Origin of the sequence: Hyphomicrobium sp. 99 (genome assembly GCF_000384335.2) — a bacterium.
Classification (GTDB): Bacteria; Pseudomonadota; Alphaproteobacteria; order Rhizobiales; family Hyphomicrobiaceae; genus Hyphomicrobium_B.
The window spans coordinates 2,201,336-2,223,212 of the sequence record NZ_KQ031382.1 but is presented as its reverse complement, the minus strand read 5'-3'; the positions used below and the strand labels follow the sequence as shown (position 1 = coordinate 2,223,212).

The following is a 21,877-nucleotide window of genomic DNA, read 5'->3' as shown; positions in this document are numbered from 1 at the left end:
CGCGAGCGGCAAATAAGAAAGGGCACCTCCGACGCGATACTTCGGACGAGGTGCCCTGAGTGTTTGTTGTATGCGAATTCCTACTTCAGTGGTTCGATCGGCGCGGCGTCGGCCTGTAGTTTCCAGACCAGCACAGCGCGGACCGACTGCACGGTTGCGTCGTCGATATCGAAGCGGGCTTTTTCTTTCGCGTACTGCACCCCCCAGCAATTGAGCGCGTAATTCGAGTCAAAGCCTTTCCCACTATCGCCCTCGAATTGCGAGTACCGATACTCAACCTTAAGAGACAGTCTCTTGTCGAGCCTGTCGAGTTTGGTCTCGATGCCGCCACCCACAGTCCAGCCGTCGAGGTCGCCGGCCTTTAAAGTGACACTCGTCGGCAAATAATAATTGTCGAACTTGGCGGTCACTTGCCCGTTCTGGTTCATGCGTGAGAAGCCGCCCAACCCGTAGACCAGAAGGTCCGGTCGCACCAGGACGCCGAGCCGTCCGCCAACCGTCCAAGCTCCGTCGCGGTGAAGCTCACCCGAGAGCGACTGATAGCTGTTGCCTCCCGAGGAACTTTCGTCGCCGTTGGGGTAGAAGTCGTAATCGGCGAATGCGCCAATCAAAATGCGGTCGCTTATGAGCCGATCGTAGCCCACCTGTACCGTACCGAAGACCTTCCAGTCGTCATCATTCATGCCGCCTGAGATGCTGTCATGATCGTGGAAACACCATCCATATCCATAGGGGCAGAACTTATCCCATCGCTTTGCCTTAGCGGTGGAATTTTGATCAATGCTGACGCCGCCGATGCCGGCGCCGACTGAGAAGCCTGACCAGCCGTCCGCTGATGGCGGTATCGGTGCAGGTGCGTCCTTCAGGCTGCCGCCCGCAAATGCTCCGGTGGACTGAAATAAAATGAACGCCAAACACGCAACACTCTTACGCATCACAATACTCGCTCCCCGACTAGTCTCCCCGTTTATTCGCCACTGCGGATGTCCACAGCTTATCCACGGGTTGTTGCTAGCGAGGGGGCAATGCGGCGGCAAGTTGTTCGTACACTGAACATGGTCATTTTAAGTTGCTGCTGCTTTTCGATCACTATGCGGATCAACGATGCAACGCAGCATTTCAAGACCGCGATTTGAATAATCCGAGCAATGATAATCGCTTAATCGTCAGACCATTCATTGGATCGGATTTGTGATGCTCGGGCGCGACGAGACAGGCGAAAGCCGCCGCTTCTCCTTGCAGTGGTGCGGTCGCCACATTTCTCCGCAGCTGTGGACGAAACGTCAGCTGAACTGCGCTTGGTCTTTCAGGAGCTTGTAATTGATGCTGTCGAGCAGCGCCTCGAAACTCGCATCAATGATGTTCGGCGAGACGCCGACGGTCGTCCAACGCTCGCCGGTTTCCGCGTCGTGGCTTTCGACGAGCACGCGCGTCACGGCATCCGTGCCGCCCTCGTGCGTTTGCGTCAGGATGCGAACCTTGTAGTCGACCAGTTCCACATTCTCGATGTGCTTCTGATAGCGGCCTAGATCGCTGCGCAGCGCCTTATCGAGGGCGTTGACGGGGCCATTCCCTTCTCCAACCGAGACGAGCGGCGCGTCGTCGCCCGCAATCGAGACGGTGACGACCGCGTGCGAAACGGTGCCGTTGCCGTTATGCGAACGCAAGCGCTCTTCGCGGCGTTCGACCGTCACGCGGAAATTATCAACGGAGAAATATCGCGGCACGCTGGCCAGCGCCCGGCGCGCCAGAAGCTCGAAGGACGCTTCCGCGGCCTCGTAGGAATATCCCTGATCCTCGCGCGCCTTCACCTCATCGAGGAGCGCTTGCACGCGCGCGTCATCCTTATCGGACGGAAGGCCAAGGCGTTCGAGCGCCGCTGTCAGCGAGGATCGGCCGCCTTGTTTCGATACGAGAATACGACGCTCGTTGCCGACGCTTTCGGGCGGGACGTGCTCGTACGTTTCCGGCGCTTTCATCAGCGCGGAGGCATGAATGCCGGCCTTTGTCGCGAAGGCGCTTTCGCCGACGTAGGGCGCGTGGCGGTTTGGCGCTTCGTTCAGAACCTCGTCGAGCACGCGGCTTGCGTGCGTGAGGGTACGAAGCTTATCGGGCGTGACGCCCGTCGCAAACGCTTCGGCGAATTCGCTCTTCAGAAGCAGCGTCGGAATGATGGACGTCAGGTTGGCGTTGCCACAGCGTTCTCCGAGGCCGTTGAGCGTGCCCTGGATCTGCCGGCATCCGGCGCGTACGGCCATCAGTGTGTTGGCGACGGCGTTTTCGGTATCGTTGTGCGTGTGAATGCCGAGGTTTGCGCCTGGCACGTGCTTCGCCACGTCGGCGACGATACGCTCGACCTCATGCGGCAGCGTTCCGCCATTGGTGTCGCACAGGACGACCCAGCGCGCGCCGGCATCATAAGCCGTCTTCGCGACGGCGAGCGCGTAGTCGCGGTTCGACTTGTAGCCGTCGAAAAAGTGCTCGCAGTCGATCATCGCCTCGCGCTGCGTTTCGACGACGGCGCTGACCGATTGCCGGATGGCTTCGAGGTTCTCGTCGTTGGTGATGCCGAGCGCGACGCGCACCTGGTAGTCGGAGGATTTGGCTACGAGGCAGATGCTATCGGCTGCCGACTGAAGGATCGCCTGAAGTCCTGGATCGTTCGAGACCGAGCGCCCGGCGCGCTTCGTCATGCCGAATGCCGTGAAGCGCGCGGACTTCAAATTGGGCCGCGACGAGAACAGCTCCGTATCGGTGGCGTTGGCACCGGGAAACCCGCCCTCGATATAGTCAATACCCAGGTCATCGAGCACACGCATCAAGCGGCGCTTGTCCTCGAGCGAAAAGTCGACGCCCGTCGTCTGCGCGCCGTCGCGCAGTGTCGTATCGAAGAGATAGAGGCGTTCTTTGCTCATGATACTTTTGGTGGCTCGGCTTTCGCCGGGTTGCCGGCGAGACGCTTTACCATGGTCGTGTTGGAAAGCCATTGATCATCGAGCGGAATGGAGTTGCGTTGCGCCCCGACGTAACCGCGCCGTTCGAAAAACGGGACGGCCGTATCGCTTGCATCCACGGTTACCGCCTCGGCTCCGCGCGCGCCCGCGATCTTCTCGAGCGCTTCGGCAAGCGCGGTGCCTACCCCCTCACCCGCGAAGTCTGGATGCACGTAAAGCATATCAATGGTTTTATTGTCCTTAAGGGATCCGAAACCGAGGTATTCGCCGTCGAGCTGAACAACGAGGGTTAGGGCTCCGGCAAGCTTGTCGCGGAAAGCTGCCGCGTCCTCGGCGGTGGCGACCCAGGCCAAGCGCTGGTCTTCGTCGTAATCGTCGGCCGTCAGCTCATCGATGCTTTGCGCGAAGAGGTCTCGCAGCACCATGGCGTCGGCTGGCAGAAATGGGCGGAGCGGATAGTCGTCGGACATTGTTTTTCATAGCCGTTTTAGCGGCCGGTGATGCCGGCGTGCTTAAGGTTCTGATGGTCTTCGGGTGCTGTGCCCCGGCGTATCCCCATGTCGCCAGGGATGCAACCCCTTGCAAGGTCGCGGTTAAAGTTATGGTTGGCGCTGGCGACACGCCTTCGGCGCGCCGGCCGCCAGCGCGGAAATCACGAATTTTCCGCCTGAAGACCCTCGTCCGGCGTTTGCGGCTTCAGCTGCCAAGGAACAGACACGACGCTGATGCGCGGGCCTCCGTATTGCAATAGCTTCGTGCGCAACCGGGCTTCCCTATGCGTGTGCATCAGATAACCCCACCAATTCTCTTCCACAAGCTCAGGCAAGACGACGAGCAAAGGCCGGTGCGGGTCGCGCTCGCCAATCGATTTGACCGCATCAAGTATTGGCGTAAGCAGACTGCGGTATTCTGATTGAACGATTTCCAAGCGGGGTGGACGGAGGCCGTTCTGCAGGACAGGTGCTTCCACATATTTCTGCCAGTTCTGTTTCAAGCGTCCGATCCTCTCTCGGACGTCGGGGCCTTGTGTCTTGGTGACGTGAAGCGCCGTGACGTCGGGCGAAAGTCGCAGCGCATATTCGACCGCCTTGCGCGCGAGCAAGTCCCATCGGCGTATCGGCACAATCACGATCGGAGCTGTGTGATCACGAACATCGATTTGGGCCTGACAACCGCTCAGCAAGCGCCGATCGACTTCGACGTTAAAGCGCTTGGCGGCCCGGAGAAACATGAGCGTAACCGGTATCGCGATGATAACGATCCACGCTCCCTCGGTGAACTTTCCGACGATGATGATGGCGAGCGCTATTCCTGTCGCCAATGCTCCGAAGCCATTGACGAACAATCGCACCAAAGTCCGCTTCCGCTCATTCGGGGCGGCCGTTGTTTGGCCCGTTTGCGAGGCTCGAAGCTTGCGGCGCCAGTGCACTGCCATGCCGACTTGCGACAGTGTAAATGAAAGAAACGCTCCGACTGCGAAGAGCGGTATCAGCCGGTCGGTGACGCCGTCGAACCCAATAAGCAGCGCGCCGGCTCCGAGAGTGAGAAAGACAATACCCGCTGAATAGACGAGACGGCGGCCCGGTATCGCAAATTCGCCGGGCAAGTATCCGTCCTTTGCAACGGTTTCACAAAGGCGCGGAAATCCGACGTAGCTCGTATTGGCCGAAAGGCACAGGACCGCGAGGACCGCGGCGATCGTGATGTAATAGGCCCAACCTCGGCCGAATACCGCCGCCGTCAGCTGGGACAGCACGCTTTGATAACCGGGCTGCGTTTGATCCATGGCCATGACGTCAAAGGCGCGTGTCGATACTGCAAGCGCGAGCAAGAAGACACCCAACGTCACGACGATGACCGTGAGCGTTCTTCGCGCTGTGGGCACCTTCGGCTCCCGGAAGGAATTGACGCCATTGCTGACCGCTTCAACGCCTGTCATCGCGGTGCAGCCGCTGGCGAAGGCGCGCAGCAACAACCAAATGCCGACTGTTTGCGTTGCGGGCGGCAACGGGGGCGGAGGATCGACCGGAACAGGATGTCCGCCTGAGGCCCAAGCATGAGCCACGGCCACGGCCAGCATCGCGCCTATGCTGCCTATGAATAGGTAAGTCGGTATCGCGAGAAAGGTACTCGACTCACCCGTCCCGCGCAGGTTTACGAGGGTCAGGCCCATAAGGACGATCAAGCAGAGGCTGAGCGTGTATGGGTGCAGGCTCGGCACCGCCGAGATCAAGGCACCGATCCCCGACGAAATGCCGACCGCAACAGTCAAAAGATAATCGATCATGAGAGCGGCAGCGGCGAGAGGTCCGGCGTAAGATCCGAGATTGTCCGACGCGACGACGTAAGCGCCACCGTTGCTGGGATATGCTCCGATTGTTTGCAGGTAGGAAAAATAGAGCGCGGTGAGAAGCAGAACGATGGCGACGGCAATGCCAATCTGGACGTTGAGCCCGGCCAATCCGGTGCCCGCGAGAATGGTGAGCATTGCTTCCGGGCCGTAAGCCACGGAGCTCAGTCCATCGAGCCCTATGGCGGCGACACCGCGGAGAACGCCAAACTTTTCGGAACGGGCGTCCCGGTTTGCGATGGCTCGACCGAATACAAGCGTTTTCAGCGAACTGAGCATCTGGCACGCATCGTTAATCGACGGGCGCGGTAGCGATCTCTTTGCTTCAGCCAGAAGCTTCGCGCCGGGACGTGTCTACCACATAGGTAACCACGGCGTTCGGGATTCGTGCCGCTCTCATCCTTTAGAGGGCTAACGGATGCATTATCTTTGGCGCTTGGCGACACGCCCGGCGCGCCGGGCGCCAGCGTGCTTTCTTTGGCGCTTGGCGACACGCCTGCGGCGCGCCGGCCGCCAGCGCATCTTTGTTGGCGTTGGCAACTCCCCTTTGGGGAGCCGGCCGCCAACGTGTTGGTTACCGCGCGACTTCCCAGGTGGTTTCGATCTCGCCGGTTTGCTTGTTCTTCGTGTCTTTGAGGGCGATGCCCATCTTTACGAGCTCGTCGCGGATGCGATCGGATTCCGCGAAGTCTTTGCGCTTCCTCGCTTCGAGGCGCGCAATGATCAATGGTTCGACGGTCGAAGCTAGGGCTTGCGCCGTTTCGGCCAAGCGTTCGTCGGCCGCTTTCAACGTCGCGCCATCGAAGCCCAGGAAGCCCAGCGCCGCCCCAAGACTCTTGAAGTCTTTAGCGGACGCATAGCCATGAAGCTCGGCGATGGCTTTCGGCGTATTCAGATCGTCCTCGAGAGCATCGATAAAATCTTGCGGCACGCACGTGCGATCGGTCGTGTCGAGGCCTTCGTGGGAAAACCAGCTGGTTAGAATTTTCTGGCTTTCCTCTAGTCCGCTCTTTGTCCAATCGATCGGCTGGCGATAGTGCGTTCTGAGCATGTTCAAGCGAAGAACTTCGCCCGGCCATCCCGCGACAAGCAACTCGTGAATCGTGACGAAGTTGCCAAGGCTTTTCGACATCTTCTCGCCTTCGACCTGCAGGAAGCCGTTGTGAACCCAGACGTTGGCCATGACGGACGTGCCGTGGGCGCAGCGTGATTGCGCGATCTCGTTCTCATGATGCGGGAACGTCAGATCGATGCCGCCGCCGTGAATGTCGAACACGGGGCCGAGCAACGCGCCCGCCATTGCCGAGCATTCGATGTGCCAGCCGGGACGTCCTGGCACTTCAATTCCGCCCGGTGACTTCCACGCGGGTTCGCCGGGCTTCGACGGCTTCCACAAGACGAAGTCCATCGGACCCTTTTTGTAGGGCGCAACCTCGACGCGGGCGCCGGCTTCCATCTCGTCGAGGGAGCGGTTCGAAAGGCGGCCGTAGTCAGGCATCGAGGCGACGTCGAAGAGCACGTGGTTTTCGGCAACGTAGGCGTGCCCCTGCTTCAGCAGGGCGTCGATCAACGTCACCATGTCCTCCTGGCCGTCCTCGCGGCGGATGAACTCCGTCGCGCGCGGCTCGTAGGTCGGCGGCAGGACACCCAAGGCGGAGATGTCGGCGTGGAACTGCTTCTCCGTCGCTTCGGTGACTTTGCGGATCGCTTCGTTCAGTGGCAGATCGGGGTAATCGCGGGCAGCGCGGGCGTTGATCTTGTCGTCGACGTCCGTGATGTTGCGCACGTACGTCACATGGTCCGGTCGGTAGATGTGACGGAGCAGCCGGAACAGCACGTCGAAAACGATCACGGGGCGCGCGTTGCCGATGTGGGCGTAGTCGTAGACTGTCGGGCCGCAGACGTACATGCGGACGTTCGACGGGTCGATCGGCACGAACTCGGCCTTTTGCCGGGTCAGCGTATTATGAAGTTTGAGCGCCAATCTGGACCTCTCGCGTCGCGTGTCTCTGCGGTTCGGCCGGAAGATATTCCGGAAGCCTGAGTATGCCATAGGCCTTCTTTGACGGCACAAGGGCCCGTGGCGCCTTAGGCGGTTGTGCCCTGCCCCGTCAAGCGGCGTCCAAGTTTTTGAAACCTCACGTAAAATGGTTCACGTCGCAATTGCTCCGCATTGACCCGCTAGCAAATCGCTGCTTAGGGTCCGGAAAGTGCGGCTGCGGATGCCATCGTCCGGAGCGCGAAAGCCGTCAATGGGCGTCGGGGAATAGGCGTGAGCCAAGGGAAATCTTTCAATATCGCCGTTCGCCGGTTGCTGCTCGTGCTGGCGGCGACGCTGGGCGCCCTGTTGTTGGCATCTGAGGTGGCCTCGGCCCAGAGCTGGTGGCCCTTCGGAGGCGGCGGCGGCCGCGATCAGGACGACCGGGGTGGGCCGCCCCTTCCGCAAGAGCCCGTCTACCGGCAGCCTCCCCCTGCGCAGGGGCCACCGCCATATCCGTCGCAAGCGCCGTATCCTGGTCAGCCCCCTTATCCCGGGCAGTCGCAGTATCCGGGCACTCCGGCTGCACCCGCCTCCCCGGGTGCGCCCGCGGCTCCAGGCGCTCCCGCGCAACCGGCGTCGAACTGGTCCGCCAAGAACCCGATTTGCTACCAGCTCGAGCAGCGGCTCGTGCAGGAAGGGCAAAAGAGTGGTCAATCGCAGTCCGACTTGCCGCGACTGGAAAATGAGATCCGGCAGCTAGAGCGCGTGGTTGATCAGGCCGATTCACAGCTCGATCGTGGCTGCTACGAATATTTCCTGTTTACGAAGTCGCTGAAGAACACCCCGCAGTGCAAAGACCTGTCGCGGCAGCAAGACGCCTCGAAACGGCGGCTTGCCGATCTCGATGCGCGACGCCGGGATATTCTTGGATCGGCCGGACGGTCCTATCAGGACGACATCATCCGCGAGCTTGCGCGTAACAACTGCGGTGCCAACTATGTCGACATGGCGCGCCGTAACCGCGGCGATAGCGGCATGTGGGAAGATGAGGAATCGAGCGGCGGCAACGTGTGGAACCCGCAAGCTGCCAACGGCGCGCAGACATACCGAACGCTTTGCGTTCGCCTATGTGACGGCTTCTATTTCCCGGTGAGCTTCTCGACGCTGCCGAGCCATTTCTCGCAGGATGCCGACGCGTGCACATCGAAGTGCGCTGCCCCGACCGAGTTGTATTACTATCCAAATCCTGGTGGGACGGTCGAGCAATCCGTCGCCCTCAGATCGCAAGAGCCCTACACGCGTTTGAAATTCGCGTTCCGCTACCGCAAGGAGTACGTGAACGGCTGCTCGTGCAAGGTGGCCGAATACGTGCCGCCGCCGGATGGCACGACACCCGACAAGAAGGCCGAAGGGACGACGTCGGGCTCTCCGGCTGCGGGCCGCCGTGCGGAAGGTAGCGGTTCGACCGCGATCACCACGGGTTCGACGGCTGGGCGGTCAGCGGCCCCCTCGGCTGTAGCTCAGCCCCGCGAAGTTGACGGTTGGCAGACCGAGGCCGTGCCGCAGTAAGGCGGCGCGAGGCAGCTCCGGAATAGTCCAAGTGATTGCTACTACCGTCATGCCGACAGAGGTCGGCATCCAGACAGGCTCCAACACACGGGTGGATGCGAGAGGTGCGGGGGCGGTCCGCACGCACCCGAATGCCCTGCACCTTGCCTAGATCCCGCGAGTTTTTCGTTGGCGCCGGCGACACGCGTTCCGCGAGCCGGCCGCCGGCGCATTGTTCGCCGGGATGGCGGTGGGGGTGTGATTGCCGTCGCGGGATGACGGTGGCTGTGAAATTGGGTCCGTCTCTCTCAGCAACGTCATGCCCGCGTAGGCGGGCATCCGTCCAAGTCTCTGGCTTGGATGGATCCCGGCCTTCGCCGGGATGACGGTGGGGGGTGTGATTGACGTCGCGGGATGACGGTGGCTGTGAAATTGGGTCCGTCTCTCTCAGCAACGTCGTGCCCGCGTAGGCGGGTATCCGTCCAGGACTCTGGCTTGGATGCATCCCGGCCTTCGCCGGGATGACGGTAGATTTGGTGCGGCTGTCGTCCGCTAAGCGCGCTTGCCTTCGAGGCGGGCGAGGACGCGGTCACGGCCCATCAACGGCAATAGCGTCTTCAGTTCCGGCCCGGCTTCACGGCCCGTGAGCGCGAGGCGGAGCGGATGGAACAGAGCGCGGCCCTTGGCGCCGGTCTTGGCTTTCACGGCGTTCGTCCATTCCGACCAGGTGTTCTCGCTCCAAGGAGCCTCCGGCAGAACCGCCGCCGCGGCGACCGTCAATTTGGAATCCTCGATGACGGGTTCGATGTCACCTGCGACGACATCCCACCAGATGCGAGCATCCGCAAAGATTTCGAGGTTGCCGCGCACGGCGTTCCAGAAATCCTCACGGCCTTCGATACCCAGGCCCCGCAGTCGTTCGGCGACGCTGGCGTAATCGAGCGTGTGGAGCAACTTGCTGTTCAGCACTTTCAGCTCTGCAACGTCGAAGCGGCCGGGCGCCATCGAGATCTTCGAGAAGTCGAGTTTTGCTGCCAGTTCGTCACTTGAGTGGAGCGGCTCGATCGCGTCCGACGTGCCGACCAATGCGGCGTGACAGAGGACCGCCATCGGCTCCAGGCCTTCGTCGCGGAAGCTTTGGATGGAGAGCGCGCCCAGACGTTTCGACAGCGCCTGTCCGTCGGCGCCAACGAGCAGAGAGTGATGACCGAATGCGGGTGGTATTGCGCCTGCGGCTTCAAAAATAGCAAGCTGCACGCCCGTGTTCGTGACGTGATCCTCTCCGCGCACGATGTGCGTGATGCCGAAGTCGATATCGTCGATGACGCTGGTAAACGTATAGAGGAACGTGCCGTCGCCGCGGATCAACACGGGATCGGACAGCGAGCCGAGATCGACCGTCTGATCGCCGCGGATCAGGTCGTTCCACGAGATCAGCGTCGGCTGGGGTGTCAGCCCGCGTCCTTCCGACGTGTTCGGGAGACGAAAGCGCCAGTGCGGCTTCTCACCGGCTGCGAGCTTGGCGCCGATTTCTTCCTTCGTGAGCTTCAGCGCGGCGCGGTCGTAGATCGGCGGCCGGTGCATCGCGAGCTGGCGTTTGCGGCGGCGATCGAGTTCTTCCTCGGTCTCGAAGCACGGATAGAGTGCGCCTGACGCTTTGAGCGCGTCGGCGGCTTCTTCGTACCGGGCAGTCCGGTCCTGCTGGCGAACCAGATCGTTCCAGGTGAGGCCAAGCCAAGTCAGGTCATCGCGGATGGCGTCCGCGAATTCCTGGGTCGAGCGCGCGGTGTCGGTATCATCGAGGCGGAGCAGGAAGCTCCCGCCGTGCTTTCGGGCGAAGAGCCAATTCAGCGCCGCTGTCCGGATGTTGCCAATATGGAGCCGCCCAGTTGGGCTCGGTGCGAAGCGGACGCGGGGTGTCATGTCTGGCCTTTAAGAGATTCAAGCGCCGCACCCTACTTCCTGCGGGAACAAACGCAAGGAGTGCCCGCGTGACGAGTGCAGCGAGGCTGTTTGGAGAACCAGATTCACCGCAAGGAGCGCCGCAGGCTCATTATCATGTCTTCGACGAGTCTCACGCTGGATCCCCGACCTTCGACGCGCCTTTCGGTGCGCTCGGTCGAGAATGACGGCTTCGTCATGCCCGCGTAGGCGGGCACCCGTCCAAGTCTCTCGCTTGGACGGATCCCGGCCGGCGCCGGGATGACGGTGGGGATGGACGACCGGTTTCCAGGTATGACGTTGGAAGGGGGAAGCTACGCGCCCTTGCCGCTCGCTTTGATTGCAGACTCCGCTGTCGCTTGCGCGACGTCTTCGCGGAATTTGTTGGTGATCGGATAGCGGCGATCGCGGCCGAAGTTGCGGGCGGAAATCTTGACGCCGGGAGCGGCCTGACGGCGTTTGTATTCGGCGAGGTAGAGCAAGCGCTCGACCTTCTTGACCGTTTCGATGGCGTGGCCGCGGGCGATCACTTCCGTAACGGGCATTTCCTTCTCGACAAGGCATTTCAGGATGTCGTCGAGCGCTTCATAGGGCGGAAGCGAATCCTGGTCCGTCTGGTTGGCGCGAAGCTCCGCCGTCGGCGCTTTCGTCAGAATGCGCTCCGGGATGACGGTGCCGGATGGACCCAGCGCGCCTTCCGGCACGTGCGCGTTCCGCCAGCGAGCGAGATCATAGACCTCTGTCTTGTAGAGATCCTTGACTGGATTGTATCCGCCATTCATGTCGCCGTAGAGCGTCGCGTAGCCGACGGACATTTCGCTCTTGTTGCCGGTGGTGACAACCATGCCGCCGAATTTGTTCGACACGGCCATCAGGATCGTGCCGCGCACACGGCTTTGCATGTTCTCTTCGGTGATGCCGGCGTTGGTGCCGGCGAAGAGATCCTTGAGGCTCCAGGTCAGTCCGGCGACGGTCGGCTCGATCGAAATCTTATCGTAGCGAATGCCGAGCGCCTTCGCGCAAGCGGCGGCGTCCTGCAGGCTTTCATCGGACGTGAATTTCGACGGTAGCATGATTGCGTGGACGCGCGCTGGTCCCAATGCATCAACGGCTATCGCCGCGACGAGCGCTGAATCGATCCCGCCGGAAAGGCCGAGTACGACACCGGGAAATCCGTTCTTATCGACGTAATCTTTAAGCCCGAGTACGCAGGCTTGATAGGCGGACGCCGGGCCTTCGGGAAGCTTCGCCACCTCTCCCCTCTCGCACCGCCATCCAGTGGCGGATTTCGTCCACTCGGTTAAAACAATCGCTTCGCGCCATGCTGGAAGTTGTACGGCGAGGGAACAGTCGGCGTTGAGCACGAATGATGCGCCATCGAACACCAACTCGTCCTGGCCGCCGACCTGATTGAGATATGCGAGCGGCAAGCCGCTTTCGGTTACGCGCGCGACGGCGACGTTCATGCGGTTGTCGGGCTTCGGCCAATCGAACGGCGATCCATTCGGCGAAACCAAAATTTCGGCGCCCGTCTCGGCGAGCGTCTCGACGACTTCCGTGTTCCAGATATCTTCGCAGATCGGCACGCCGATGCGCACGCCACGCACGTTGAGCGGTCCGGGCAACGGCCCGGCGGCGAACACGCGCTTCTCGTCGAACACACCATAGTTCGGCAGGTCGACTTTCAGCGTCGTCGCCTGGATGCTGCCGCCGTCAAGCAGAGCAACAGCATTATAAGCCTTACCCTCCTGAGCCCAGATCGCGCCGACGAGCATTGCCGGGCCATCAGCGCAGGCCTTCGCCAACCATTCGAGCCGCTCGCGCGTTGCCTGCTGGAAGGCAGGTTTCAGCACGAGGTCTTCAGGCGGGTAGCCATTTAGGAAGAGCTCGGAGAACACGACCACGTCGGCGCCAAGTTCCTTGGCGCGAGCATGGGCAGCGGCTGCACGTTCGGCGTTGCCGTTCAAATCCCCAACGACGGGATTGAGCTGTGCGAGGGCGATTTTGAGAGAGAGAGGTGCGGTCATTCCCGCTATTTAGAGTGCGCCGTAATCAAGGTCCAGGACCACGGCGTCCAGGCCGGGGCGGCACACTGCTCAATCGTCATCGTCGTCACAGGGCACAGGGAATTCAACGTCAGGGTCCCAGCAGATTTCGGCGGCGTGGACGCGGGAATCTACGGGAATGGTCAGCGTATGTGCGGTCGCAGCGGAAATTCCCGCGAAGGCGGCCAGCATCAGGAATACGCGTAATCGCATGACTTCTGCCATCCGGTAAAACCGAAATGGCGGCTCGCAGTCGCAAGCCGCCATTCAATATACCGCATTCCGTGACCGGCGGGAAATCCAACAGCCTAGCTATGCAATCAGCGTTTTCGGCTCCGGCCGGGCTTCTGCATCGCGCTCTTTCTTCAATTGTTCGGCAACGAGGAAAGCCAGCTCCAGCGCCTGGTCGGCGTTGAGGCGGGGATCGCAATGCGTGTGATAGCGGTCTGAGAGATCCTGCTCGGAAATCGCCGTTGCACCGCCGGTGCATTCGGTGACGTTCTGACCGGTCATCTCGACGTGGATGCCGCCCGCGTGCGTTCCCTCGGCGCGATGCACCTCGAAGAACGAGAGGCTTTCTTTCAAGATGCGATCGAAGGGGCGCGTCTTGTAGCCGTTGACGGCCGAGATCGTGTTGCCGTGCATGGGGTCACACGACCAGACGACGGAACGGCCGGCCTTCTTCACCGCGCGGATAAGCTTCGGCAAATGCGCCTCGACCTTGTCGAACCCGAACCGGCAGATGAGCGTCAGGCGGCCCGGTTCGTCCTTCGGGTTGAGAAGGTCGATCAGGCGCAACAGACCGTCGGCGTCGAGCGAGGGACCACACTTCAAGCCAATCGGATTCTTGATACCGCGGCAGTACTCGATATGAGCGTGATCGGGCTGGCGCGTTCTATCGCCGATCCAGATCATATGTCCGCTCGTCGCGTACCAATCGCCGCTGGTTGAATCCTTGCGCGTCAGAGCCTGCTCGTAGCCGAGAAGCAGCGCTTCATGGCTGGTGTAGAAGCTCGTCGTGCGCAATTGCGGTGTATTATCCGACGTAATCCCGCAGGCGCGCATGAACTGCAGCGTCTCGGCGATACGGTCGGCGATCTCCTGATAGTGATGGCCCTGCGGGCTATCCTTCACAAAACCCATATTCCACTGGTGCACGCGCTCGAGGTCGGCATAGCCGCCCGTTGCGAAAGCGCGGATCAGGTTCAGCGTCGCCGCCGATTGACGATAGGCTTCGAGCTGGCGGACGGGATCGGGAATACGGGCTTCCGCCGTGAACTCCGGACCGTTGATGATGTCGCCGCGATAGCTCGGCAGCTCCTGTCCGTCCCGCTTCTCGGTCGGTGCAGAGCGCGGCTTCGCGAATTGCCCGGCGATGCGGCCGACCTTCGTGACGGGCTCGCCACCGGCGTACGTCAGCACGACCGCCATCTGCAGGAAGACGCGGAAGAAGTCGCGAATGTTGTCGGCCCGGTGCTCGGCGAAGCTCTCGGCGCAGTCGCCGCCCTGGAGCAAGAAGCCGGTGCCTCCGGCAATGGCAGCGAGTTGCTTCTTCAGCTCACGCGCTTCACCGGCAAATACGAGCGGCGGGAAAGTCGCGAGCTTTGCTTCGGCGTCGGCCAAGGCCTTCGCATCGGGATAATCCGGAACCTGCAGGATCGGCTTGCCGCGCCAGCTGTCCGGCGACCATTTTTCGAGTTGGGCGTTTGACGCCATAGTAACGTAAACTCCTGAAAAGCACATTTGGGGCGCGTGCCCGAAGGCGGCGCCTTTCACGGCTCTGTGGCATATTATCCCGGGGCTTATAGGAGATATTGGCCGGCAACGCCAGCGCTCCAATCCCCTATTGCTCGCCTAGAGCCCTGCAGACATGCCGCCATCGACGGCCAGTTCTGAACCCGTGCAATATAGGCTGTCGTCGGAGGCAAAAAAGACTGCCGCGCCGGTCATGTCTTCGGGCCGTCCGAGGCGCCCCATCGGCGTTTTGTCGATCAGGGCCTTCTTGACTGGGGGCAGCTTCAACAGCCTGTCCGTGATGCCCGTTTCGACGTAGCCGGGCGCGACGGAATTCACGCGAACGTTAAACGGCGCGTATTCGACGGCGAGGCCCTTGGTCAACGCCGTGATCGCGCCCTTGGTGGCCGTATAGGCAGCCAGCGGACGGAGGCCCCGGTGCGCCATGATCGATGAGATATTGATGATCGACGGCGACTTCGATTTCCGGAGCAGAGGCAGTGCATCGCGCGACAGCCTTAGGATAGCATCGAGGTTAACCTCGCGCAGCTTCGCCCAGTCGGCATCCGACAGTTGACGAACTTCGCCGCGCACGAGAATGCCCGCGTTGTTGACCAGGACATCCGCATATCCGTGCGCTTTCTCGACGTTACGCAGGAGGGCGGTCAGATCCTGGCCTTTTGATACATCGACGACCATTGCCGTCGCGGCGCCGCCTTTGGCTTTGATCTTCTGAACCGTCTCTTCGGCGGTTTCCCCATTGATGTCGGTGACCCAGACATGCGCGCCTTCGAGGGCGAACCTTGAGGCGATGGCTTGTCCGATGCCGCCGCCAGAGCCCGTGACGATTGCGATTTTGCCGGTGAGCCGCGTCATGTGTTCCCTCTTGCCGTGAGTTCGTGTCGTGAAGTCTCGTCGAGACGTGGGCGCGAACCCATACGGCGGCGCTTTCCGACGATCAACCGGCGGCTTCGCCAGGGGCGAGCCATTTCTCACGAAGCGTGACCAGTTCCTCTGCGGCGGATGGATGCAAGGCCATCGTCTGGTCGAAGTCCGACTTGCACGCACGCATGCGGACGGCGATCGCTGCCATCTGAACGATCTCGGCCGCATCAGGCCCCAAAACGTGGACGCCGACGACGCGGTCGCTCGCGCCTTCGACAATAATCTTCATGAGCATTTTCTCATTGCGGCCGGCGAGGATCGCCTTCATCGGCCGGAAGCTCGTTTTGTAGATATGGACGTCCTTGTACTGGGCACGCGCTTCCTGCTCGGTGAACCCGACGGTGCCGATCTCGGGTGTCGAGAAAACTGCGGTCGGGATTGTCGTGTAGTCGACGATCCACGGCTTCTTGCCGAATAGGGAATCGGCTAACGCATGGCCTTCGCGGATCGCGACCGGCGTCAGGTTCACGCGGTTGGTAACGTCGCCGACGGCGTAGATTGATGGCACTGCCGTCTGCGAGGCGTTATCGACGACGATGGCGCCTTCGGAATTGACGCGAACGCCGAGAGCCTCGAGGCCAAGGCCTTTCGTATTCGGCGAACGGCCAATCGCAAACATGATCTGATCGGCTGCGAGCGTTTCGCCGTCGGAGATCGTGCCGACGATGCCCGACGACGTCTTCTCGACCCTTGTGATCTTTTGGCCGGTAATGATGCGGATGCCGCGTGCCGTCATCGCGGCTGCAAGCCCGTCGCGCATATCCTCGTCGAAGCCGCGGAGGAATTTGTCGCCGCGATAGATCAGCGTTACGTCGGCGCCGAGGCCATTGAAGATCGATGCGAACTCCACGGCGATGTAGCCGCCGCCCGCGATGACGATCCGGCGCGGAAACTCTTTCAGGTCGAACACCTCATTGGACGTGATGACGTTCTCGACACCCGGCAGCGTGTGATCGAGGTTGGGATGGCCGCCGGTCGCCACCAAAATCGTCTTTGCAGTGACCGTTCGGCCGGAATTTTCGAGACGCACCTCGTGTGGCGAGACAAGCGTCGCGCGCTCGGGAAATACTTGCACCTTGAATTTCTCGAGGGTCGCGCGATAGGCGGCTTCGAGGCGCGAAATTTCCTTATCCTTTGCGGCGACGAGCGACGCCCAATTGAATGTCTCACCGCTGACGGTCCAGCCGAAGCCCTCGGCGTCCGCGAATTCATCGGCGAAGCGGCTGGCGTAAACGAGCAGCTTTTTCGGAACGCAGCCACGGATGACGCACGTGCCGCCGATCCGGAATTCTTCGGCAATGGCCACCTTGGCGCCGTGGCTGGCCGCGATGCGGGCAGCCCGGACGCCACCGGAGCCCGCACCGATGACGAAGAGATCAAAATCGAAATTTGTCATTGCGTGGTCTGACGTGATTATTTGTTCAGAACTATTTCTGCTCGGGTGGCTGCGTTTCCCCCGCCCTCATCTCGTCAGCGATCTTGGTTGAATATTTCATGCCGATCTCCGCGCCTTTTTTCATCAATTCCGGCGTTTTGGAGATGAACTTGGCTCCGGGACCAGAACGATAGAAGTCGGCGACGGCTTTCATTTCCTCAGCCGTGAAGGTCTCGGCATAGAGGTTGGCGAAATCGCTGATCATCTGGTCCTGGTATTCGAGAAGCTTCTTCATGCTCTGATCGAACTGTTCGGAAAGCTTCTTTCCGGCTTCGGATGACGTGGCGTTGGCGCCCTTGGCGAAGCCGCGCGTCATGGCCTGAACCATGCCGTCCATCTGCTTCGTAACGCCCGTGACTTCGAGAAGATCACGCGCCGCGGCGACGCGCGCCGGATCCGGCTGCGATGGCGGCGTATCTTCGGCTAGGGCTGCACCTGAAAAACAAATAAGGCTCAGAGCAATTATTCGCAGGGCGTAGCCCATCTCAATCATCCTCTTCGAAATCAATTTCAATTCCGGATATCACTTCAATGCCTTTCGGCCCGGCAATGATGCCGACGTCTGCAATTCCTAAAAATAGTCCCGTGTCGACGATGCCCGGCACGAGCTTCAAAGCGTCGTCGAGGGCTTCGGGATCCTCAATCGCGCCGAAGGCACAATCGAGGATGTAATTGCCGTTGTCGGTCACGAACGGCTTGCCGTCTTGGCCCATGCGAAGCTTTACCTCGCCTTCGCATCCGGAATCGGCCGCGAGCTTAATGATGAGCTGCTCGGTCGCGGCGAGCCCGAACGGCACGACTTCGAGCGGCAGGGGGTAACGGCCCAGCGTTTCGACGAGCTTGGAGTTATCGGCGATGATCACGACGCGTCCGGATGCGACAGCGACGATTTTCTCCCTCAGCAGGGCGCCGCCGCCGCCCTTGATGAGACGCAGCTCTTCATCGATTTCATCGGCGCCATCGACGGTCAGATCGAGAAACGGCGTCTCGTCGAGGGTCGTCAGGGGAATGCCAAGCGCCGCCGCTTGCGCGCGCGTGGCTTCCGAGGTCGGCACGCAAACGACCTTGAGGCCGGCTTTGACTTTGTCGCCGAGAAGTTCGACGAATTTCGCCGCTGTCGAGCCGGTGCCAAGTCCAAGCTTCATTCCGTCTTCGACGTACGTCAGCGCCTGTTCGGCGGCTTGTCGCTTCCAATCGTCATTGCTCATTACGGCCTCAAGCTTTGTAAAATCAGCGCCCTCCGCGCGGGACCTCTCTAGGCTGCGGATGCGGCTCTTTCAAGCCAGCCTACCCTATCAGGCCTTCGTGACGCCGTGACATGGCTGCGCGAGATGAATACGCTACCTTGAAAACGCGAGGAGAATTCATGCAGGGCTGGACGATCGTCTTCGACCTTGACGGTACGCTTGTCGATACGGCGCCGGATCTCGCCGAAGCGACGAATCACGTGCTCTCGACGCTTGGCCTCGACCGCGTCAACGAACTCGCCATCCGGCCGTTCGTCGGTCACGGGGCGCTGGCGATGATCGACGGCGCAGTGAAGGCGCACGGGCGGAAGCTGTCTGAGCGCGAGTTGCACGACCTCTTCGAGGTGTTCATCATCTATTATACGGCGCATCTGGCCGATTACAGCGTTCCCTATCCGCACGTCATCGCGACCCTCGATGGGCTTAAGGCCGAAGGCGCGACGCTTGCGGTGTGCACGAACAAAATGGAGCTGCAAGCTCGAGCTGTTCTCGAATCGATGAACCTCGCTCATTATTTTTCTGCGGTCACCGGGCGTGACAGCCTCGGCGCCTACAAACCCGATCCGCTGCATTTGACCGGCACAATTGCGCGGGCTGGCGGCGTTCCTCAGACGAGCATCATGATCGGCGACAGCGAGACGGACATCAAGACGGCGAAGGCGGCACGCGTGCCCGTTGTGGCGGTGAGCTTCGGATACAGCGTGGATCCCGTCGCGTCGTTTGGGCCGGATGCCATCATCGATGATTATCGCGAATTGCCGGGCGCTCTCCGGAAGTTTCTCGGGACTGCCGTCAGTACGTAAGGACCCGGCATTCGCTCGACATGATTTCCTCGACGAAATGTGCAGCGCCGATGACGCCGCTGAATTCGGGAATCAGTTCTTCCTTTCGCAAGGGACAGCCGTCCAGCCCCGGCGAGAAGCAGAAGAACCTTACGCCTGCCGCGTGCCCTTCCTTGATGAAATCGTAGATCGTGCGCTTTTCGTCGGCCTTCAGGCAGATACCTTCGGCGACGCCGCTCCGCAGCAATTTGGCAGCGGGGCCCGTAAAGACGACTTCGACGCTGTAGTTCATGCCGGCGGCGACGCATGCCTGAAAGAGCGGCGCGCTCAAGCCTTCGCAGCTCAGCGGATCCGTGCTTGCCAGGATGATCATGAGCTTCTGCGGCATCGCTGCCCTCGTTGCCGATGATAACGCTCGCAAACACTACGCCGTCGGCGTGGACTGCCGCAACCTCCGAGGGCCTAGTCGTCCGTTCAGACGTCGTGACCGCTGATATAGCGGCGATAGACCAGGATTGTTGCCGGAAGGAAAACCAGATCGGCAATGAGCGACGCCAGAAGCGTCACGCCGCACACGAGGCCAAACAGCCGAAGCGACGGAAGCTGCGAGAACACGGTAACGCCCAATCCGAAGGCAAGCACGATCGTTGTCAGGATGATCGCCGGGCCGACGAGCACACGGGCGCGGCGGATCGCGATCTCGGGCTCCACGCCCGGTTTTTCTTCAAGCCGCAGACGATTGAGGAAGTGGATGAGCGCGTCGACGCCCAATCCGAACACCACGATGAGCGCGACGACGGATGAGAACTCGAGGCCCCCTCCCAGATACCAGAGCATCGCGCCAGACGTGACGACCGGAAACAGGCCGGGGAGCAAGCTGATGAAGCCGACGAAAACGGAGCGGAAGGCGAGAGCCAGCAGCACTGCGGCGACGAGCACGCAAAGCGGGATGCTTTCATCGAGCTGCGAGATCATGCGGTAGCTGTTGCGCGCGGCGAGCGCGGGCAGTCCGGTCACCGATATCTCGTAGTTCGGATAGGCCTTACGAACCGGGGCGAGCGCTTCGTCGACCTTATGTACGAGCGGTAGAATCTGGCTCGCGTCGACATCCGGCAGCCGGCCGGTCACGAGGACCGCGTCCTGCTCCTTCGCTATGAAGCGGCGAACGAGATGCTCAGGCAAAAGATTGACGTATTTCTTGACCGTCTCAACGTTGTCGTCACCGTTTTCGCGCAGCCAGCGCCTGAGACTTTCGAGCGACCAGACGTTGCCGAGGCCAGCGGCCTTTTCGAGCGCGAGATGCGTTTCCTCGATGACTTTGAGCGTGGCGGGATCGTAAAGGCTGGCACCGTTCTGCCAACGGATCATGACGTGGAAGGGATTGGCGCCGGTCAGCTTGGTGTCGATGCGGCCGGTCGCTGCGAGCGCCTGCTCGCGATCGGGAACCTGGTCGGCGAGGCGATAGCGCGGCTCGAGTTGCAGATGGAGCGACGCGAAATAGGCGAACAGCCCGATGCCGATGATCGTATAGATGACCGAATGCTTGATGACGCGATCGACGATGGCGCCGACGAAGTTGCCAAGCGCGTCCATCATACCGTCTGCCGGGGTGTGGTCGCGCGCCAAAGTCTTTTCGTTGCGGATCAGCAGGAGCGCCAGGATCGGCAGCACGACGATCACCGCGACGAAGGAGATGCAGACTGCCATGGCGCCGGCTTCGCCGAACGTGCGAATGAGGCCGGATTCCGAAAACAGGAGCGCGAGGAACGACAGAAGCGTCGCGCCGTGCGCGAGCACGCATGCCGGGCCGACGACGTTGACGGCAAATCTCACGGCTTCAAGCTTGCTGTCGCCTTCTCGCAACCGAATGCGAATGGCGGACACCATCTGCATGCTGTCGGCGAAGCCCATCACCATGATGAGCGGCGTCATCACATTCAGGAAGAGATTGAGCTTGAAATGGAGCCATCCGAGCAGGCCCAGCGACCAGCAGACCGCGATGACGGGCGGCAGGGCCGCGACGAGCATCAGCGATATGCGGCGGAAGAACAGCGCGGCGATGGCGGCGCCGAAAAACAGGCCGAGGCCGTTGTAGACGAGCTGATCTCGCTCGACGGCGTTGCGGATTTCGAGTTGCATCACCGGCGCGCCGGCGAGCTTCACTGAGAGACCGGCGGGTTCGAGATCTTCCTTCGCGGTCTGCTCGATGCCCCCGATGACGACCTTGGCGGATTTCTCGGCGACGGCCTCGCGGTTGAGGGAGAGCACGATCAGCGCGAGCTGGCCGTCGTTCGAGAGGAACTTGCCCTTGACGATGTCGTTGCTTTTCAGCGCTTCGAGGATTTGATCGAAGGCTGGGCCTTCGGGAAGATCATCGGGCACGATGGGCGGCGCATATCCCGTGGCATCCGGCTTGCCGCGTGCCGAAAGCATCGAGACGATACCGTTGACGCCATCGGCCAGCTGAAGATCGGCGGCAGCTCCCGCAAAGGCCTTCAGGCCCTCGCGCGTCAATAGGTTCTTGCCTTCGACGACGACCAGAACATCGTATTCGCTCGATGGGAAGCGGCGGTCGATCTCTTCGTAGGTTTTGAACTCAGGGGTGTTCGTCCGGAACAGCTCTGAAAGACTGTCGTCGACCTTCAGGTGCGTTAGCCCCATGACCGCGGCGGCGGTGATGAGCACGACAATGAGCGCGGAAAGGATCGGCGCTTTGATCCCGATGAGGCCGAGCTTGTTCAAGCCCAGCGAGATCAAGTGCGGCCGTTGCGGCTCCGTTGGTTCCAAACGTTCCTCCCCAACGACTTCGATCTAAGAAGCCGCCCCTGCGCCCCCTGCAATCGTGCGTGTTTGCCGGGAGACATCGCATTTTGCTGGGGTTGGGTGCAAGGACTACATCGCATCGAATCCAGGCT

17 protein-coding genes are annotated in these 21,877 nt (G+C 61.2%); 2 read left to right on the top strand and 15 right to left on the bottom strand.

Annotated features, from left to right (window positions below):
- Positions 1 to 80 precede the first annotated feature (80 nt).
- The 5 genes from G359_RS10670 to cysS form a co-directional block, all read right to left on the bottom strand.
- On the bottom strand, positions 81 to 935 hold the full coding sequence (locus G359_RS10670; RefSeq protein ID WP_082072894.1) for an outer membrane protein: 855 nt from the start codon (positions 933 to 935) through the stop codon (positions 81 to 83).
- A 348-nt stretch (positions 936 to 1,283) separates the two neighbouring features.
- A complete protein-coding gene (cimA, locus tag G359_RS10665) occupies positions 1,284 to 2,915 on the bottom strand; it encodes a citramalate synthase (protein ID WP_045836116.1) in 1,632 nt (543 codons plus the stop codon).
- Entirely contained in the window at positions 2,912 to 3,424 is a 513-nt protein-coding gene (locus tag G359_RS10660) for a GNAT family N-acetyltransferase (protein WP_045836115.1), read from the bottom strand. Before G359_RS10660 ends, cimA begins: the two co-directional genes overlap by 4 nt.
- Before the next feature lie 182 nt (positions 3,425 to 3,606).
- A complete protein-coding gene (locus G359_RS10655; RefSeq protein ID WP_045836114.1) occupies positions 3,607 to 5,583 on the bottom strand; it encodes an APC family permease in 1,977 nt (658 codons plus the stop codon).
- 295 nt (positions 5,584 to 5,878) lie between these two features.
- Positions 5,879 to 7,288: a cysteine--tRNA ligase gene (cysS, locus tag G359_RS10650; protein ID WP_045837889.1), complete on the bottom strand. Its 1,410-nt coding sequence runs from the start codon at positions 7,286 to 7,288 to the stop codon at positions 5,879 to 5,881.
- 288 nt (positions 7,289 to 7,576) lie between these two features.
- On the opposite strand from cysS, the gene G359_RS10645 reads away from it, so the two are divergent.
- On the top strand, positions 7,577 to 8,854 hold the full coding sequence (locus G359_RS10645; protein WP_045836113.1) for a DUF2865 domain-containing protein: 1,278 nt from the start codon (positions 7,577 to 7,579) through the stop codon (positions 8,852 to 8,854).
- A gap of 531 nt (positions 8,855 to 9,385) precedes the next feature.
- Here the strand turns inward: G359_RS10645 and gltX are convergent.
- The 8 genes from gltX to rpiA form a co-directional block, all read right to left on the bottom strand.
- Complete coding sequence (gene gltX / locus G359_RS10640; protein WP_045836112.1) at positions 9,386 to 10,756, bottom strand: glutamate--tRNA ligase; 1,371 nt, start codon at positions 10,754 to 10,756, stop codon at positions 9,386 to 9,388.
- 332 nt (positions 10,757 to 11,088) lie between these two features.
- The gene (locus G359_RS10635; protein ID WP_045836111.1) at positions 11,089 to 12,801 is read right to left on the bottom strand and encodes an NAD+ synthase; all 1,713 of its coding nucleotides are present in this window, start codon (positions 12,799 to 12,801) and stop codon (positions 11,089 to 11,091) included.
- 69 nt (positions 12,802 to 12,870) lie between these two features.
- Positions 12,871 to 13,032 (bottom strand): hypothetical protein, encoded by a 162-nt coding sequence (locus tag G359_RS20470; RefSeq protein ID WP_156150736.1) that lies wholly within the window; start codon positions 13,030 to 13,032, stop codon positions 12,871 to 12,873.
- A 99-nt stretch (positions 13,033 to 13,131) separates the two neighbouring features.
- On the bottom strand, positions 13,132 to 14,535 hold the full coding sequence (locus G359_RS10630) for a class II 3-deoxy-7-phosphoheptulonate synthase (RefSeq protein ID WP_045836110.1): 1,404 nt from the start codon (positions 14,533 to 14,535) through the stop codon (positions 13,132 to 13,134).
- A gap of 138 nt (positions 14,536 to 14,673) precedes the next feature.
- Complete coding sequence (locus G359_RS10625; RefSeq protein ID WP_045836109.1) at positions 14,674 to 15,429, bottom strand: SDR family NAD(P)-dependent oxidoreductase; 756 nt, start codon at positions 15,427 to 15,429, stop codon at positions 14,674 to 14,676.
- 82 nt (positions 15,430 to 15,511) lie between these two features.
- The gene (gene gor, locus G359_RS10620) at positions 15,512 to 16,894 is read right to left on the bottom strand and encodes a glutathione-disulfide reductase (RefSeq protein WP_045836108.1); all 1,383 of its coding nucleotides are present in this window, start codon (positions 16,892 to 16,894) and stop codon (positions 15,512 to 15,514) included.
- A 31-nt stretch (positions 16,895 to 16,925) separates the two neighbouring features.
- On the bottom strand, positions 16,926 to 17,417 hold the full coding sequence (locus G359_RS10615; protein ID WP_045836107.1) for a DUF2059 domain-containing protein: 492 nt from the start codon (positions 17,415 to 17,417) through the stop codon (positions 16,926 to 16,928).
- A 1-nt stretch (position 17,418) separates the two neighbouring features.
- Entirely contained in the window at positions 17,419 to 18,141 is a 723-nt protein-coding gene (gene rpiA / locus G359_RS10610; RefSeq protein WP_045836106.1) for a ribose-5-phosphate isomerase RpiA, read from the bottom strand.
- Positions 18,142 to 18,299: 158 nt separating this feature from the next.
- Here rpiA and G359_RS10605 point away from each other — a divergent pair, with 158 nt between their 5' ends.
- Positions 18,300 to 18,983, top strand: a complete 684-nt coding sequence (locus G359_RS10605) for an HAD family hydrolase (RefSeq protein WP_045837888.1) — start codon at positions 18,300 to 18,302, stop codon at positions 18,981 to 18,983.
- Here G359_RS10605 and G359_RS10600 read toward each other — a convergent pair.
- Positions 18,973 to 19,350, bottom strand: a complete 378-nt coding sequence (locus G359_RS10600) for a DsrE family protein (protein ID WP_045836105.1) — start codon at positions 19,348 to 19,350, stop codon at positions 18,973 to 18,975. The two genes, G359_RS10605 and G359_RS10600, sit on opposite strands and share 11 nt — an antisense overlap.
- An 86-nt stretch (positions 19,351 to 19,436) precedes the next feature.
- The gene (locus G359_RS10595) at positions 19,437 to 21,749 is read right to left on the bottom strand and encodes an efflux RND transporter permease subunit (RefSeq protein WP_052699297.1); all 2,313 of its coding nucleotides are present in this window, start codon (positions 21,747 to 21,749) and stop codon (positions 19,437 to 19,439) included.
- Between the last annotated feature and the right edge of the window lie 128 nt (positions 21,750 to 21,877).

What these genes read in the sequence shown, in the direction of transcription:
- G359_RS10670 (WP_082072894.1), bottom strand. Translation starts at nt 935, where the DNA reads ATGCGTAAGAGTGTTGCGTGTTTGGCGTTCATTTTATTTCAGTCCACC.
- cimA (WP_045836116.1), bottom strand. Translation starts at nt 2,915, where the DNA reads ATGAGCAAAGAACGCCTCTATCTCTTCGATACGACACTGCGCGACGGC.
- G359_RS10660 (WP_045836115.1), bottom strand. Translation starts at nt 3,424, where the DNA reads ATGTCCGACGACTATCCGCTCCGCCCATTTCTGCCAGCCGACGCCATG.
- G359_RS10655 (WP_045836114.1), bottom strand. Translation starts at nt 5,583, where the DNA reads ATGCTCAGTTCGCTGAAAACGCTTGTATTCGGTCGAGCCATCGCAAAC.
- gltX (WP_045836112.1), bottom strand. Translation starts at nt 10,756, where the DNA reads ATGACACCCCGCGTCCGCTTCGCACCGAGCCCAACTGGGCGGCTCCAT.
- G359_RS10635 (WP_045836111.1), bottom strand. Translation starts at nt 12,801, where the DNA reads ATGACCGCACCTCTCTCTCTCAAAATCGCCCTCGCACAGCTCAATCCC.
- G359_RS20470 (WP_156150736.1), bottom strand. Translation starts at nt 13,032, where the DNA reads ATGCGATTACGCGTATTCCTGATGCTGGCCGCCTTCGCGGGAATTTCC.
- G359_RS10630 (WP_045836110.1), bottom strand. Translation starts at nt 14,535, where the DNA reads ATGGCGTCAAACGCCCAACTCGAAAAATGGTCGCCGGACAGCTGGCGC.
- G359_RS10625 (WP_045836109.1), bottom strand. Translation starts at nt 15,429, where the DNA reads ATGACGCGGCTCACCGGCAAAATCGCAATCGTCACGGGCTCTGGCGGC.
- gor (WP_045836108.1), bottom strand. Translation starts at nt 16,894, where the DNA reads ATGACAAATTTCGATTTTGATCTCTTCGTCATCGGTGCGGGCTCCGGT.
- G359_RS10615 (WP_045836107.1), bottom strand. Translation starts at nt 17,417, where the DNA reads ATGGGCTACGCCCTGCGAATAATTGCTCTGAGCCTTATTTGTTTTTCA.
- rpiA (WP_045836106.1), bottom strand. Translation starts at nt 18,141, where the DNA reads ATGAGCAATGACGATTGGAAGCGACAAGCCGCCGAACAGGCGCTGACG.
- G359_RS10605 (WP_045837888.1), top strand. Translation starts at nt 18,300, where the DNA reads ATGCAGGGCTGGACGATCGTCTTCGACCTTGACGGTACGCTTGTCGAT.
- G359_RS10600 (WP_045836105.1), bottom strand. Translation starts at nt 19,350, where the DNA reads ATGCCGCAGAAGCTCATGATCATCCTGGCAAGCACGGATCCGCTGAGC.